This window comes from Pseudomonas fluorescens, from assembly GCF_000968015.1.
Lineage (GTDB): Bacteria > Pseudomonadota > Gammaproteobacteria > Pseudomonadales > Pseudomonadaceae > Aquipseudomonas > Aquipseudomonas fluorescens_W.
This window is the reverse complement of record NZ_LACH01000038.1, coordinates 1-15,894: the sequence shown is the minus strand read 5'-3', so window position 1 is coordinate 15,894 and position 15,894 is coordinate 1. Positions and strand designations below refer to the sequence as shown.

Annotated in this window: 15 protein-coding genes; all 15 read right to left on the bottom strand. The window is 60.6% G+C overall.

What is annotated here, in order from left to right:
• Positions 1-3: 3 nt before the first annotated feature.
• The 15 genes from ureA to VD17_RS17525 all read right to left on the bottom strand — a co-directional run bounded on the left by ureA (position 4) and on the right by VD17_RS17525 (position 15,613).
• The gene (gene ureA / locus VD17_RS17595) at positions 4-306 is read right to left on the bottom strand and encodes an urease subunit gamma (protein WP_007907366.1); all 303 of its coding nucleotides are present in this window, start codon (positions 304-306) and stop codon (positions 4-6) included.
• A gap of 160 nt (positions 307-466) precedes the next feature.
• Positions 467-1,306, bottom strand: coding sequence for an urease accessory protein UreD (locus VD17_RS17590; protein WP_046054891.1), 840 nt, complete (start codon positions 1,304-1,306; stop codon positions 467-469).
• Positions 1,307-1,349: 43 nt separating this feature from the next.
• On the bottom strand, positions 1,350-2,048 hold the full coding sequence (urtE, locus tag VD17_RS17585) for an urea ABC transporter ATP-binding subunit UrtE (protein WP_046054890.1): 699 nt from the start codon (positions 2,046-2,048) through the stop codon (positions 1,350-1,352).
• A 134-nt stretch (positions 2,049-2,182) separates the two neighbouring features.
• Positions 2,183-3,055: an urea ABC transporter ATP-binding protein UrtD gene (gene urtD, locus VD17_RS17580; RefSeq protein WP_046054889.1), complete on the bottom strand. Its 873-nt coding sequence runs from the start codon at positions 3,053-3,055 to the stop codon at positions 2,183-2,185.
• The gene (urtC, locus tag VD17_RS17575) at positions 3,052-4,131 is read right to left on the bottom strand and encodes an urea ABC transporter permease subunit UrtC (RefSeq protein ID WP_046054888.1); all 1,080 of its coding nucleotides are present in this window, start codon (positions 4,129-4,131) and stop codon (positions 3,052-3,054) included. Before urtC ends, urtD begins: the two co-directional genes overlap by 4 nt.
• Entirely contained in the window at positions 4,131-5,633 is a 1,503-nt protein-coding gene (urtB, locus tag VD17_RS17570) for an urea ABC transporter permease subunit UrtB (RefSeq protein WP_046054887.1), read from the bottom strand. Before urtB ends, urtC begins: the two co-directional genes overlap by 1 nt.
• Before the next feature lie 164 nt (positions 5,634-5,797).
• Positions 5,798-7,063, bottom strand: a complete 1,266-nt coding sequence (gene urtA, locus VD17_RS17565) for an urea ABC transporter substrate-binding protein (RefSeq protein WP_033055613.1) — start codon at positions 7,061-7,063, stop codon at positions 5,798-5,800.
• A 336-nt stretch (positions 7,064-7,399) separates the two neighbouring features.
• Positions 7,400-8,410, bottom strand: a complete 1,011-nt coding sequence (locus VD17_RS17560) for a FecCD family ABC transporter permease (protein ID WP_046054886.1) — start codon at positions 8,408-8,410, stop codon at positions 7,400-7,402.
• Positions 8,407-9,354 (bottom strand): ABC transporter substrate-binding protein, encoded by a 948-nt coding sequence (locus VD17_RS17555; RefSeq protein WP_046054885.1) that lies wholly within the window; start codon positions 9,352-9,354, stop codon positions 8,407-8,409. Before VD17_RS17555 ends, VD17_RS17560 begins: the two co-directional genes overlap by 4 nt.
• Complete coding sequence (locus tag VD17_RS17550) at positions 9,351-10,139, bottom strand: ABC transporter ATP-binding protein (RefSeq protein WP_046054884.1); 789 nt, start codon at positions 10,137-10,139, stop codon at positions 9,351-9,353. The genes VD17_RS17555 and VD17_RS17550 overlap by 4 nt, the downstream gene beginning before the upstream one ends.
• A 212-nt stretch (positions 10,140-10,351) precedes the next feature.
• Complete coding sequence (locus VD17_RS17545; protein ID WP_046054883.1) at positions 10,352-11,731, bottom strand: PepSY-associated TM helix domain-containing protein; 1,380 nt, start codon at positions 11,729-11,731, stop codon at positions 10,352-10,354.
• A 143-nt stretch (positions 11,732-11,874) separates the two neighbouring features.
• Complete coding sequence (locus VD17_RS17540) at positions 11,875-13,992, bottom strand: TonB-dependent copper receptor (RefSeq protein WP_046054882.1); 2,118 nt, start codon at positions 13,990-13,992, stop codon at positions 11,875-11,877.
• A 224-nt stretch (positions 13,993-14,216) separates the two neighbouring features.
• Entirely contained in the window at positions 14,217-14,666 is a 450-nt protein-coding gene (locus tag VD17_RS17535; protein ID WP_046054881.1) for a DUF2946 domain-containing protein, read from the bottom strand.
• Between the two features lie 20 nt (positions 14,667-14,686).
• Positions 14,687-15,166 carry a copper chaperone PCu(A)C gene (locus VD17_RS17530; RefSeq protein ID WP_046054880.1) on the bottom strand — a complete coding sequence of 160 codons (480 nt, stop codon included), beginning with the start codon at positions 15,164-15,166 and terminating at the stop codon, positions 14,687-14,689.
• Between the two features lie 48 nt (positions 15,167-15,214).
• Entirely contained in the window at positions 15,215-15,613 is a 399-nt protein-coding gene (locus tag VD17_RS17525; RefSeq protein WP_046054879.1) for a DUF2946 domain-containing protein, read from the bottom strand.
• Positions 15,614-15,894 lie beyond the last annotated feature (281 nt).

The window sequence follows — 15,894 nt, the reverse complement described above, 5'->3', positions numbered from 1 at the left end:
GCCTCAGGCGATCGGTTGGTGAACGGTGACCAGTTTGGTGCCGTCGGGAAAGGTCGCTTCGACCTGGATCTCCGGGATCATTTCCGGGATGCCTTCCATCACTTGTTCGCGGCTGAGCAGGGTGGTGCCGAAGTGCATCAGCTCGGCCACGGTCTGGCCGTCACGGGCGCCTTCGAGCAGCGCGGCGGAAATGTAGGCCATGGCTTCCGGGTAGTTGAGTTTCACGCCGCGCGCCAAACGTCGCTCGGCCACGAGGCCGGCGGTGAAGATCAGCAGCTTGTCTTTTTCGCGTGGGGTCAGGTCCATCGTTTGGAATCCATAATCGGCAGTTTAAAAAAGTATTCGGATGTGTAAACACCAATCCCTGTAGGAGTGAGCCTGCTCGCGATGGCGGTGTGTCAGGCCACTTATAGGTTGAATGTGCCGACGCCATCGCGAGCAGGCTCACTCCTACAGGGGATCGTATTCAGGTGCTCCATATTCGCGGGGGGAGAGCTTCGCGGCCGAGCAAAGCAGGCCGAAGCAACCGCCACAAATCAATCAGCCAACCACGCGCCAGCAGCGCTTCACTGGCCAGACATCGTGCGACTAAAAGCCCCGGTAACTGGGTCAGATCTCCGCGCACGTCATGGGGCAGCGAACGGCAACGCTCCAGTAAGTCGCTATCGATGTCCCCGGTCACCAGCAGCGTCGCAAACACCGGTTGCCCATCCAGGCCAATCGGCGAATCAAGCAAACCATCGCCTCCGACAATGCGCTGGCGTTCATGCCAGAGCAACTGACCGTCGCGGCGGATGTCCAGTCGCGCCTGAAAATGGCCGAGGTCGAAACGCTCACCGCTGGCCGGCCGGCCCAGCGCGACCACGTCCCAGTAGAACAGCCGGGCATCGCCTTCAAGGTCGATGCACGTGCTGAGTTCAGCCTGGGCGGCACTGAAAATGATCGTCTCTTGTGGCAACCATTCAAGTGTCGCACCGCTCGCCACTTTCAAATCCAGCTGCTGATAAGCGGGCCCCGCCGCGCGATACCACTTGGCCGCACCGGGGCTGGTGATTTGCGCCCAGGCATCGCGGCCGACACTGGCCGAGATGTCCAGCCGATCACCGCCGGCAATCCCGCCCGGCGGATGCACGATGATGTGCTGACAGACTTCCGGCCCTTCGGCATACAGATGCTTTTGCACCCGCAGCGGGCCTTTGTGGCGACGCTGAACCGGGCGTGTGCTGTCGCCGAATCGGGCGTAGCCGAGTTCCAGCTCGGCGTGCCAGCTGGGGGTAAACAGGGCAGTGGGAAGAGGTAAATTCATGGTTTCTAATTATCGTCAGGACGCTACAGATTAGATCGTAGCCTTATATCGTAACGAGACCGCGTACACCCTCGGCCTCCATATTTTCTCCGCGACCCTGTTGCACGATTTCGCCCCGGGACATCACCAGGTATTGATCGGCCAGTTCGGCGGCAAAATCGTAGAACTGCTCCACCAGCAAAATCGCCATATCACCCCGGGCCGCAAGCTTCTTGATCACCGCGCCGATTTCCTTGATCACCGATGGCTGGATGCCTTCGGTGGGCTCGTCGAGAATCAGCAAGCGTGGACGGCTGGCCAACGCTCGGCCGATCGCCAATTGCTGCTGTTGGCCACCGGACAAGTCACCGCCGCGCCGTTGCTTCATTTGCAGCAGCACCGGAAACAGTTCGTAGATGAACGCCGGGACTTCCTTGGCTTCAGCACCGGGAAATCGCGACAGGCCCATCAACAAGTTTTCTTCCACGGTCAGCCGGCCGAAAATTTCCCGACCCTGAGGCACGTAAGCGATCCCGGCGTGAACCCGCTGGTGTGGCTTGAACGCGGTAATCGGTTTGCCTTCCCAGCTCACCGCGCCTTCTTTGGCCGGCAACAAACCCATCAGGCACTTGAGCAAGGTGGTCTTGCCCACGCCGTTACGCCCGAGGAGGCAAGTGACTTCGCCGACCTTCACGTCAAACGTCAGGCCGCGCAGGATGTGGCTACCGCCGTAGTACTGGTGCAGCTTGTCGACTTGCAGCATGTTCAAATTCTCCTCAAATCCCCTGTAGGAGTGAGCCTGCTCGCGATAGCGGTCTTTCAATCAACAGATATGTTGTCTGACCCACCGTTATCGCGAGCAGGCTCACTCCTACAGTTGGATAGGTGTTTGCAGCTCTAGCGACCGAGGTACACCTCGATGACGCGCTCGTTGTCCTGCACCTGCTCCAGCGACCCTTCGGCCAGCACGCTGCCCTGGTGCAACACGGTGACGTGGTCGGCGATGGCGCCGACGAAGCCCATGTCGTGTTCCACCACCATCAGCGAATGTTTGCCCGCGAGGCTCTTGAACAGTTCGGCGGTGAATTCGGTTTCGGCGTCGGTCATGCCCGCTACCGGCTCGTCGAGCAGCAGCAGTTGCGGGTCCTGCATCAGCAACATGCCGATTTCCAGAAACTGCTTCTGACCGTGAGACAACAAACCCGCCGGACGATTGACCGACGTGGTCAGGCGAATGGTGTCCAGCACCTCGGTAATGCGATCTTTCTGTTCGCCACTCAGGCGAGCCCGCAGGCTGGCCCACACCGACTTATCGGTTTTCTGCGCCAGCTCCAGGTTTTCAAAAACGCTCAAGGCTTCGAACACTGTCGGCTTCTGGAACTTGCGACCGATGCCGGCCTGGGCGATTTGCACTTCGCTCATCTGCGTCAGGTCGAGGGTTTCACCGAACCAGGCCTTGCCGTGACTCGGACGGGTCTTGCCAGTGATCACATCCATCAGCGTGGTCTTGCCCGCGCCGTTGGGACCGATGATGCAGCGCAATTCGCCGACGCCGATGTACAGGTTCAGATCGTTCAGCGCCTTGAAACCATCGAAGCTGACGCTGATGTCTTCCAGGGTCAGGATGGTGCCGTGACGGGTGTTCAGGCCGGGGCCGACGCGCTGGCCGAGGCCGATGGCGTCACGACTGCTGCCGGCGTCCCTGTTGGGTTCCAGTGGCGGAAAAAACGCCGGTTCAAGCATGAATTCAGCCGTCGCAGTGGTTCTCATTGTTCACCCCTTTTTTTCAGCAGACCGATCACACCTTTGGGCAGGTACAGGGTCACGACGATGAACAGCGCACCGAGGAAGAACAGCCAGTATTCCGGGAAAGCCACGGTGAACCAGCTCTTCATGCCGTTGACCACGCCGGCACCGAGCAACGGGCCGATCAAGGTGCCACGACCGCCAAGTGCAACCCAGACCGCGGCTTCAATGGAGTTGGTTGGCGACATTTCACTCGGGTTGATGATGCCGACTTGCGGCACGTACAGCGCACCGGCCAGGCCGCACAACACTGCGCTCAACACCCAGACAAACAGCTTGAAACCGCGTGGATCGTAACCGCAGAACATCAGGCGGTTTTCCGCATCCCGCAGGGCAGTCAGCACCCGGCCAAATTTGCTCTGCGCCAGACGCCAGCCGATAAACAGGCTCGCCACCAACAACACCACCGTGGCGAAAAACAACACCGCGCGAGTCCCCGGTTCAGTAATGCCAAACCCGAGAATCGTGCGGAAATTGGTGAATCCGTTATTGCCGCCAAACCCGGTTTCGTTACGGAAGAACAGGAGCATCCCGGCGAAGGTCAGGGCCTGGGTCATGATCGAGAAATACACGCCCTTGATCCGCGAACGGAAGGCGAAGAAGCCGAACACCAGCGCCAGCAACCCCGGCGCCAACACCACCAGACACATCGACCAGAGGAAACTGCTGGTGCCGGTCCAGTACCACGGTAATTCGGTCCACGACAGAAACGTCATGAACGCTGGCAAGCCATCGCCCGACGCCTGGCGCATCAGGTACATGCCCATCGCATAACCGCCGAGGGCGAAGAACAAGCCGTGGCCGAGGGACAACAGGCCGGCGTATCCCCAGACCAGATCGAGGGCCAGCGCGACAATCGCGTAGCAAAGAATCTTGCCCACCAGCGTCAGCGTGTAAGCCGAGACGTGAAACATGCTGTCCGGCGATAGCAACGACAGCAGCGGCAACGCCAGCAACAGAAAGAGGATCACTGCGCCGATGGCAATCGTGACTTTGGGGCCGGCCTTTTGCGTGGCCGTGAGCATCAGGGGCTGGTTCATCAGTCGATCACCCGTCCTTTCAGTGCGAAGAGGCCTTGCGGACGTTTCTGGATGAACAGAATGATCATCGCGAGGATCAGGATCTTGCCAAGCACGGCACCGATTTGCGGTTCGAGTATTTTGTTGGCGATGCCAAGGCCGAACGCGGCCAGCACGCTACCGGCCAATTGGCCGACGCCACCGAGCACCACCACCAGGAACGAGTCGATGATGTAGCTCTGGCCGAGGTCCGGGCCGACGTTGCCGATCTGGCTAAGGGCGACGCCACCGAGTCCGGCAATTCCCGAGCCGAGGCCGAAGGCGAGCATGTCCACGCGCCCGGTCGGCACGCCGCAGCACGCGGCCATGTTGCGGTTCTGGGTGACGGCACGCACGTTCAAACCCAGGCGAGTCTTGTTCAGCAGCAGCCAGGTCAGTACCACCACAAACAGGGCGAAGGCGATGATCACGATGCGGTTGTACGGCAGCACCAGATTCGGCAGCACTTGAATCCCGCCCGACAACCACGCCGGGTTGGCCACTTCAACGTTCTGCGCGCCGAACACCAGTCGCACCAGTTGAATCAGCATCAGGCTGATGCCCCACGTGGCGAGCAGGGTTTCCAATGGACGGCCATAGAGGTGGCGAATCACCGTGCGCTCCAGCGCCATGCCGATGGCGGCGGTGACGAAAAACGCCACCGGCAAGGCGATCAGCGGGTAGAACTCGATGGCTTGCGGGGCGAAGCGCTGGAACATCAGCTGCACCACGTACGTCGAGTACGCGCCGAGCATCAGCATCTCGCCATGGGCCATGTTGATCACGCCGAGCAGGCCGAAGGTGATCGCCAGACCGAGTGCGGCAAGCAACAGGATCGAGCCGAGGGACATGCCGCTGAAGGCTTGGCCGAGGATCTCGCCGATCAGCAATTTGCGTTTGACCTGAGCGAGGCTGGTTTCAGCAGCGGTGCGTACGCCGGCGTCGGCTTCGACACCGGGTTGCAGCAGGCTGTCGAGTCGAGTGCGGGCCAGCGGATCGCCGGTTTCACCGAGCAGACGCACAGCGGCAAGGCGCACGGCCGGGTCGGTGTCCACCAGTTGCAGGTTGGCCAACGCCAGGCTCAAAGCCGCGCGAACGCTTACGTCTTGTTCGCCAGCCAGTTGCTGGTCGAGGAATTTCAACTGCGCCGGTTTGGCGCTTTTCTGCAATTGCTGCGCGGCGGCCAGACGGGTTTTGGCGTCGGTGGCGAGCAATTGGTGACTGGCCAGAGCGGTGTCGATCAGACCCCGCAGGCGGTTGTTCAGGCGCAGGGTTTTCGGTTGGCCGTCGACGGTCAACTCGCCTTGCTGCAGGGCGTTGATCAGCTCGATACGGCCCGGATCGGGCTGCGCGGCCCAGGCTTCCAAAAGCTTGGCTTGCTGCACGGGATTGGCGGCGACGAAGTCTTCGGCGTCGCCGGCCTGTACGGCCATCGGCAGTAAAAGCGTGAGTGCAAAGATCAAGCGGTAAAGGGCGGTGGGCATATGTAAGGCCTTGCGCGGGCTAAATGTAGGAGTGAGCCTGCTCGCGATAGCGGTCTATCAATCAACAGGTATGTTGTCTGTCCCACCGCTATCGCGAGCAGGCTCACTCCTACAGAGATATGTGTCGGTCCCGAGTGGAGTACTCGGGCCCGACATCCAGTGGCTTAGTTGCTTTTCACCGCATAATCCGGCTTCTTGTCGTTACCCGAGATGAACGGGCTCCACGGCTCGGCACGGATCGGCCCTTCGGTCTGCCACACCACGTTGAACTGACCGTCCGCCTGAATCTCACCGATCATCACCGGCTTGTGCAGGTGGTGGTTGGTCTTGTCCATGGTCAGGGTGTAACCGGACGGCGCGGCAAAGGTCTGGCCGGCCAATGCTTCGCGGACTTTGTCGACGTCGGTGGACTTGGCTTTTTCAGCCGCTTGCGCCCACATGTGGATGCCCACGTACGTGGCTTCCATCGGGTCGTTGGTCACCGCTTTGTCGGCGCCCGGCAGGTTGTGTTTCTTGGCGTAGGCTTTCCAGTCGGCGACGAATTTCTTGTTCGCCGGATTCTCGACCGATTCGAAGTAGTTCCATGCCGCGAGGTTGCCCACCAGTGGCTTGGTATCGATACCGCGCAGTTCTTCTTCGCCGACCGAGAACGCCACGACCGGAACGTCGGTGGCTTTCAAGCCTTGGTTAGCCAGCTCTTTGTAGAACGGCACGTTGGAGTCGCCGTTGACGGTGGAGATGACCGCTGTCTTGCCACCGGCCGAGAATTTTTTGATGTTGGCCACGATGGTTTGGTAATCGCTATGACCAAACGGGGTGTAGACCTCTTCGATGTCCTTGTCCGCCACACCTTTGGAGTGCAGGAACGAGCGCAGGATTTTGTTGGTGGTGCGCGGGTAAACGTAGTCAGTGCCCAGCAGGAAGTAACGCTTGGCGCTGCCGCCTTCTTCGCTCATCAGGTATTCCACCGCCGGAATCGCTTGCTGGTTCGGCGCGGCACCGGTGTAGAACACGTTCGGCGACATCTCTTCGCCTTCGTATTGCACCGGGTAGAACAGCAGGCCGTTGAGCTCCTCGAACACCGGTAACACCGATTTACGCGACACCGACGTCCAGCAACCGAACACCACCGCCACCTTGTCCTGAGTCAGCAACTGACGACCCTTTTCAGCGAACAGCGGCCAGTTCGATGCCGGGTCGACGACCACAGGCTCCAGCATTTTGCCGTTGACGCCGCCCTTGGCGTTGATCTCGTCGATGGTCATCAAGGCCATGTCTTTGAGCGACGTTTCGGAGATCGCCATGGTGCCGGACAACGAATGCAGAATACCGACCTTGATGGTCTCGGCGGCCTGGAGGCTCCAGGTCATGCCCATCGCGGCAATGCTTGCCGAAAGTGTAAAAGCCTTGATCAAGCTGCGACGCTTCATTGTGCGATCTCCATGAACTTATGAATTTTCTTGGTTGGCAGATGCGGACTACTGAAGGGTCTTTAGCAAGGGCTGTGCCTGGTCGGCAAAAGGCAGGGAAATGTCGTATTAGAGCGGTTGCGCGGTTTGGGCGACGCACCAGAAGAGGACGGAGCTGGGGCGGCGGTGCGTCAGGATGCGCCACATCGGGGCGGAGGGCCACAAATCCCTGTGGGAGCGAGCTTGCTCCGGGCGGCGATCCGACGATAGCGGTGGTTCAGTCACAGATAGGCTGGATGTGCTGCCGCCACCGCGAGCAAGCTCGCTCTCACAGGGTTTAGTGTTGGCCACTGGAGGCTAGCGGCGGCGCATCAGGCCGATGAAAAACAAGCCACCGATGGCCGCGGTGGCGACGCCGATGGGCAAGTCTTCGGGGGCGATCAGGGTGCGGGCGGCGACGTCGACCCAGACGAGAAATCCACTGCCCAACAACACGCACACTGGCAGCAATCGCCGATGCTCCGCCCCGACCAAACGCCGCGCAATGTGCGGCACCATCAGCCCGACAAATCCGATAGACCCACTGATCGACACCAACACCCCGGTCATCAGCGAGGCAATCAAAAACACCCGCAACCGCACGGTGCGAGCATTGAGCCCAAGGGTCACCGCCGTCTGTTCTCCCGCCATCAACGCATTCAGTGGTCGGGCCATTCCCAGCAACAACACCAAACCGAGCAACACGCTGGCCGCCGGCACCGCCAGCAACTCCCAACGCGCCAACCCGAGCCCGCCAAGCATCCAGAACATCACCGCCGAACTCACGCGGTGATCGCCGAGAAACAGCAGCAGATTGGCGATCGCCATCATCACAAACGACACCGCCACGCCGCACAACAGCAGCCGATCACTGTCCAGCCGCCCGTTGCGGTTGGCGATCATCAGCACGATCAGCATGCTCAGCAACGCGCCGATAAACGCCGCGATCGGCAAGGTCAGCAAGCCGACGATTTCACCGACATGCAGCACCACAATCACGGCGCCGAGTGTCGCGCCGGAGGTGACTCCGAGCAAATGCGGGTCGGCCAATGGATTGCGCGTCACCGCTTGCAACACCGCACCGATCAGCGCCAACCCGGCCCCCACCAACGCGCCAAGCAACATGCGCGGAACGCGGATCAGCCAGACGATATGTTCCTGCCCCGCGGCCCAGTCCGGCACGCCGAAACCGAAAATCTTGTGCAGCAAAATCCGCCACACAACGTCCACCGGCACCCGCGCCGGGCCAAAGCCCAGCGACACCACGCACGACACCAGCAACAACGCGCCGAGGGCCACCAGCAACAAGGCGTAGCGACGATTGATCATTCGCCGTGGAAACCCTTGGCCAGGGTTTCAACCGCCAGCACGTTGTCGATACCCGGCGTGGCCTGCACATACGGAATCACGATGAAGCGCTGGTTCTTGATCGCGTCCACCGATTGCAGCGCCTTGTTGTTGAGCAGAAATTGCTCTTTCTGTTCGGCGGTGACTTCGCCGTAGTCGACGATCACGATCACCTGCGGATTGCGCTCGACCACGTTCTCCCAGTTGACTCGGGTCCAACTCGCTTCGACGTCATCCAGAATATTGCGCCCGCCAGCCGCGTCGATCAGCGCTTGCGGCATACCGAGACGGCCGGAGGTCATGGCGCGGTCTTCACCGCTGTCATAGAGGAACACGCGAGGTTTGTCTGCCGGCAGGTCCTTGCGCACCTCGGTGACTTGAGCCTGCATCTGGGCGATCAAGGCATTGGCGCGATCCTGCACGTCAAAGATTTTGCCGAGGTTGCGCAGGTCGTTGTAGGTGTCTTCCAGACTGGCCGGCGGACGCTTCATCACGAACGCGCAGGACTCAGTCAGTTCGTAGACATTGATGCCCAGCGGCTGCAACGTTTGCGGCGTCAGGTCACCGCCCACGCGCATGCCGTAATCCCAACCGGCGAAGAAGAAATCAACGTTGGCGTTGAGCAGGGTTTCCACCGAGGGGTATTTGGCTGCCAACTCCGGCAAGCCATCGAGGATGGTCTGCATCTGGGGCGTGACCGACTTCCAGCCAGTTACGCCGCTGTAGCCGGCCATGTTGGGTTTCAGACCGAGGGCGAGCATCATCTGGGTCATGTTGATGTCGTGGCTGACCGCGTGTTTCGGCGCTTGCTTGAAGGTCACTTCGCGGTTGCAGCTCTGCACGGTCAACGGGTAGTGAGTGGCCTGGGCAAATGCTTGGGCATTGCCCAGCAATAGAGCGGCGCAAAGCAGGGAACGCAAAGTCATGGTTGGGTTATCCAGGTGATTCGTGGGTAGCCGTGCAAAGGATGTTCATCGATCAGCGCTTCGACGCCGAACACGTCGCGCAGCAGTGGGGCGGTCAGGACTTCTTTGGGTGTGCCGCTGGCGACGATGCGCCCGTGATTGATCACGTACAGCCGATCGCAGAAAGCCGCCGCCAGATTGAGGTCATGGATGCTCGCCAGGGTGCCGATCTTCAGGCGTTTGACCCGTTGCAGCAGTTCGAGCTGATAGCGCGGGTCGAGGTGATTGGTCGGCTCGTCGAGGATCAGCATTTGCGGTTGCTGAGACAGGGCACGGGCGAGGATCACGCGCTGTTTTTCACCGCCGGAGAGGGTGGCGAAGGCATGATCCTCGAAGCCCTTCAGACCGACTGACTCGAGGGCCTCGGTTGCGAGTTCTCTGTCCTCCAGGGTATCGCCGTCGAACAGACCTTTGTGCGGTGTGCGGCCCATGGCGACGACTTCGTCGACGGTGAGGCCGAAGGCATCGGGGAATTCCTGCAGGACCACGGCGATGCGTTGCGCGCACCAGCGCGAGGATTGCTTCCAGACGTTGTGGTGGTCGAGCCTGACCTCGCCGCGCTCGGGTTTGCTGAAACGCCAGGCACAACGCAGCAGGCTGGTTTTGCCGCTGCCGTTGGGGCCGATCAGACCGACGAACTCACCGGGGGACACGTGCAAGGTTGCATCACGCAGTTGGAACTGGTGATGGCAATGGCCGTGGCCCAGAGGTGTCCAGGCGAGGTTTGTGAGGTTCAGCGAGGTCATGCATTTACTCTGAAATTGTCGGTGTTGCTGACGGCCTCATCGCGAGCAAGCTCGCTCCCACAGGGACAGCGCAATACCTGTGGGAGCGAGCTTGCTCGCGATGGGGCCTTTGGATCAGAACGTTATTTTGCGTTACACAGTAACACTAAAAATGACCGCGAGATAAGTGCGGGAAGTCTACAGGCCTCTCTAAACCACGCATCTCGCCTGTTTCATGATGAAGGTGAGGCCGATTCAGTTTGCCGATTGAATCGCGACAGCAGCACCCGATCCAGCAGCCACACCACCACCAGCGAAGCGCCCACCAACGGAAACGCCACCGCCAGCCCGAACATGATGACCATCGCGGTTTTCCATTTCGGCAAGTCGTGGCGCAGCGGCGGGACACCGAATTTTCCTTGCGGGCGACGCTTCCACCAGATCACCACGCCACTGACGGCGCTGAGCAGAATCATCAGGCAGATCAGCAGCACGATGATCTGGTTGAACACACCGAACATCTTGCCTTCGTGCAGCATCACGCCGATTTCCGTCGCGCGTGCGACGGTGCCGTATTGGGCGTAGCGCACGTCGGCGAGGACGTCGCCGGTGTACTGATCCACATGCAGCGTGGCGTCGTTGCGCGGGTCGTCGGCGAACACCGCGATGGTGAACACGCCAGTTGCCGTGGTCGGCAAGGTGATGCTGTAACCCGGTTCGACCTGGCGTTGCGCAGCGATGTTCTGCACGTCCTGCAGGCTGATGGTCGGCGCGGCGGGGCCCGCTTGCGCGCCACCGTGGGCCATGTGTTCGGCGTGGTCGCCGGACATTGGCATCGGTGTGTTTTCCATCGCCCAAGGCACGGTCTGGCGGGTGGCGGTGTTGAGGGTACGCGCCTCGACATCGGACTTGGGAACGTCGTCCCACATCACTGCCGGAAAGACATTCCACACTTCGGCGTATTGCTTGCCCCAGAACCCGGTCCAGGTCATGCCGCTGAGCAGCATCACCAGCAGCAACGACGCGCCCCAGAACCCGGTCACCGCGTGCAGGTCACGCCAAAGCACTCGACCGCGACTGTTCAAGCGTGGCCACAGGATGCCGGCCGCTTGACCGCGCGGCCACCACAGAAAGACGCCGGAGACCACCAACACGACGCCCCAGCCGGCGGCCAGTTCGATCAGTCGATCACCGACGGTGCCGATCATCAATTCGCCGTGAATCGCTCGCGCGACGGCTTGCAGATTCTTCTTGGCGTCTTGCTCGCCGAGGATGTCCGCGTGGTAGGGATCGACGAAAACGTTGAGCTCGTTACCGCCATTGAGCACGACAAATTGTGCGCTGCGTTCAGCGTTGACCGGTGGCAAATACTGCTTGATCGTGGCGTGTGGATAAGCCTCTTTCACCCGCTTGAGCAGGTCATCGGCCGGGACGCTGTGATGCCCGGCCGGGACGTTCAGCAGGCTGCCGTACATCAACGGGTCGAGTTGCGGCTTGAACAGGTAAATGATGCCGGTCAGGGCCAGCATCACCATGAAAGGCGCGACGAACAGACCGGCATAGAAATGCCAGCGCCAGGCCAGGTTGTAGAAATTCGGTTTGGGCTGTTTCATCGGTTGTGCTCCGCTTTGGCGATTCAATTGTCTTGGAAAGATCGCAGCCTCGTTTCACTCGACAGCTCCTACACAGCTCCTACAGGGGGTACGCGTTCCAATGTAGGAGCTGGCGTAGCCTGCGATCTTTTGACTTTTTCTTGTTAGAAACTCATGTCCACTCTGGTCCAGAGCGTTCGCCCCGGTTCTTTGATGGCTTGCGGGTCATTGGCCGGGTAGCCGAAACCGGCGTTGCCGGCCAGGTTCAGGTGCTCGGCGTACGCCTTGCCGAACAGGTTGTCGACGCCAGTGCTGACCTTCCAGTGCTTGTCGATCCGGTACGCACCGTTGAGCGAGAACACGCCAAACCCAGGGGTCTTGTCGAAGTCCTTGCCGACTACGTTGCCCTTGTTCTGGTCGATGCGGTTTTGTGCCGCGACCACCCGCCACAAGGCCCCGGCACTCCAGTTGTCTTCGCTGTAGGTCAGGCCGAAACGTGCGTCCAGCGGCGGCATCTGCGGCAGTGCGTTACCGTCGCTGCTGTTCTTGCCCCAGGCGTAGGCCAGGGTCGCGTCGGCTTTCCATTTGCTGGTCAGCTTGTAGGCCGCACCCAATTCGCCGCCCATGATTCGCGCGTCGATGTTCTGTGCTTGCGAGGTCATGCCCATCATTGTTGGCGTGTAGTTGAACAGGATGTAGTCGCGCACCTGCCCGACGTAACCCGAAGCCCAGGCTTCGAGGTCTTCGGTCTGGTATTGCAGGCCGAAGTCGAGCTGGGTGGTTTTTTCAGGCTTGATCGAATCGAAAGCATTCACCGAGCCGGCGGGGCCGGACTTGGGTGAAAACAGCTCCCAGTAATCCGGGAAACGCTGGGTGTGACCGAGGCCGGCATACAGCGTGGTCGGACTGTCAGCTAGGTCATGCTCGTAACGGACGAAGCCGCTCGGCAATGTGTCGGCACGGGTGTCGTCGGCGGTCGGGTTAGGGCGCGCCATCATCCCGGAGCCAGTGGTCTGCCGGAAATCCTTGGCCGACGCGCGGTCCAGGCGCGCACCGGTAATCAGCCGGTCACGGTCGGCGGCGTACCAGGTCAATTCGCTGAACACGCCGTAGTTGTGAAAGTCGGCGTCCTTGTTGCGTGGCAATTCCTTGTAGACGTCGATGCCCATGGCGCTGCGTTGGCGGTGTTCGCTGGTCTGCGCATCGATGCCACTGATCAACTGCACATCGGCCCAGCGCCAGGTGGCTTTGATCCGTGCGCCGAGGGTTCGACGGTCGACGTTTGAGGCCATCGGGCCGGCCATCATTCCAGTGCCGGACGGCGTGCGCAGGGTGTAGTTGTCCATCACGTGGTCGGCGTAGTTGTAGTAGATCTGGGCCTCGACCTTGTCCAGCACATCGCCGATGTTCGACTCCTCGAACCGCAGGCCCAGGCTTTCGCGCTTGAACTGCGAGCCGTCCATGCCGCGCCCGGCGTAACGCGCTTCGCCATCGCCCTTGCCGGCGGTGAGTTCCAGCAGGGTGTCGGCGTCCGGGGTCCAGCCCACCGCGACGTCGCCATTCCACTTGTCATAGCGCGACGGCACGGTGTTGTTGTTACCGTCCTGGTAGTCGTCGGCATGCGCGGTGTTGCCGATCACTCGCACGTAACCCAATGGCCCGCCGGCAGCAGCGTCCAGCACTTTGTCGAAGCGGCCGTTGGAACCGGCCAATACGCTGGCGTTTACCCGGGTGCCGAGTTCGCCGAAACTTTCCGGCTCACGGTCGAAGAGGATGGTCCCGGCCGACGCGCCGGGTCCCCAGAGCACGGTTTGCGGGCCTTTGATCACGGTGAGTTTGTCGTAGGTTTCCGGCGAGATATATGAGGTCGGTGCGTCCATTCGGCCGGGGCAGGCGCCGAGCAACTGGCCGCCGTTGGTGAGGATGTTCAGCCGCGAGCCGAACATGCCGCGCAATACCGGATCGCCGTTGGTGCCGCCGTTGCGCACCAGGGCGAAGCCGGGAATGGTTTTCAGGTAGTCGCCACCGTCGCTGGCCGGCACCGGTTGGCGCGGGTCCTTGGGGTTGGTGACAATGGTCAGTGGCGAACTCGGCGCGATGGCGGTGATCACCGTCGGGCTCAGTTCTTCGCTGTGCCCGGCGTGTTCATCGGCCAGCACCATGGGTGTCAGCATTGCCCCGCAAAGGAAGGCGGTGGCGTGCCTGAAACGAATGCTGGATTCGTTCGGGGCAAAAGAAGCTTGGGCAGTGCTCAAGCGTGTGTCAGCAGAAAACCTGGACATGACAATTTCCATCGAACAGTCGTAAACGACACGGCCGGCAGCCTGCGCAATCCATGTGGAAGCGAGCTTTGTGGCGAGGGGATTTATCCCCGTTGGACTGCGCAGCAGTCCCGTTTTTTAGGGCCGCTTCGCGACCCAACGGGGATAAATCCCCTCGCCACAAAGCTCGTTCCCACAGGTTGCTTTGGTTGTCTTCTAAACCGTGTGAGATCGGATGTGAGGGTTTACGCGGCGATGGGTGGGGCGCGGGTGCGGGCGCCGGGGAAGAAGGTTTGCCGGGCGTGGCCCAGGCGAGGGGAGGGTGTGGTGAAGGTGGTGGCTGTTGGCGTGTCGAATGCGACGAAGGACTGGCCGCCGGTCAGCGCCGGGCAATTGAACAGCAGGCTGCAATAGCCGCATTTTTCCCAGAGCGCGTGATGTGAGGTTTTGGGCGGGCAGTGTTCGGCTGCGGGTTGCGCGCCGTGATCGGCGTGCTCCGTCGCCGACATGTCCATGCTCATGTCCATCGACATGCTCATGGTCATCGAGGAGGCGCGTTGATCCATCGGCATCGACTGAGAAATCAGCGGGCCGATAAAGATCATCAACATGGCGAACAGGCTGATACAGCTACCGCGCGTCAGGCTTGACGGCTGACGACGGTGTGCGGATGACCTGGCGCTAAGCGGGCGCATGGGCGTTTTTGCTCAGTCGCTTACTGGGCGTGGGCGTGCATCTGCATGCCTTCCGGCGGCTTCTTCTGCACTGATACGTCGACCGTCACGTCACCGGACTTTTCGAAGTGCATCGTCAGCGGGAAGCGTTTGCCGTCACTCAACAGGCTGCGGTCTTTCAGATTTACCAGCATCACGTGGTAGGCCATCGGCGCAAAAGTGACGTTGCCACTGGCAGGAATGTCGACGCTCGGCACCTGCTGCATTTTCATCAGATCGTTCTGCATCACATGCTCGTGCAGCTGGGCTTCGCCTGCAATCGGCGAGTCGACGCTGAGCAGTCGGTCGGCTGTTTTACCGTTGTTGTGAATCACGAAATACGCCGCGACCGTTGGCGCGTTGGGCGGCAACTCTTGCGACCACGGATGAGCGATTTCCAGCTCCCCTGCCTTGTATTCGTGGGCATTGGCAAAACAGGCAGGCAGCAGCAACACGGCCAGGACGATGAGTTTGTTCAACATGGCAGTTCTCCAGAACGATTCAAAACGCAGGTCAATTGCGAGAAGGAATCACCCCAGAGGGGATGCGCGGGGGTTAAGGCTCGGCCATTGCTGGCGCGGTGTCGGTGTATCGAGAGAGGCGTGAGGCAGGCTTCGATTGGCCTCGAAATGCGCGAAGTACAGTTGCGGCACATGCCCGGGCAGCGCCACCAGTGGCGCGGAACCTGAACAGCACCAGCAATGCTGCATGTTGGAATGATCGTCGTTCTGCGGGGTTTTCTGTTCGACATCACCCAGGGAAATCGCCACCATCTTCGTGCCGCTGGCAGAGCAGAAACTGCCCCACAACAACTGCTCGGCTGGCGATTTTGCTGTCTGTGCCATCGCTCCGGACATCGGCATGGCAAGCATGTTGAACAGCACTGCGAAGCAGGCGATCCAGGCAAATGCGAGCCGTTGTCGGGACATGGGAAAAATCCGGTTGAGTGGGCGATCAGGCGCGGCTATTTAGCCTGATCAGGGCCGATAAGTAAAAAAGCGGCGTGCGGTGTGGTGTCGCAGCGCCAAGCTCCATAGCCTTCATGATAGTCGCGAATTACGGATTGCCAGTGCCGCGCAGATCAGCCTTCACACAATTTTGTAGCAGCTGGCGGAGCCTGCGTTCGGCTGCGTAGCAGTCGTAAAATCAAACGCCTCGGTCTTTCAGGTTAATCGTGGATGCAGGATTTACGACTGCTACGCAGCCGAAC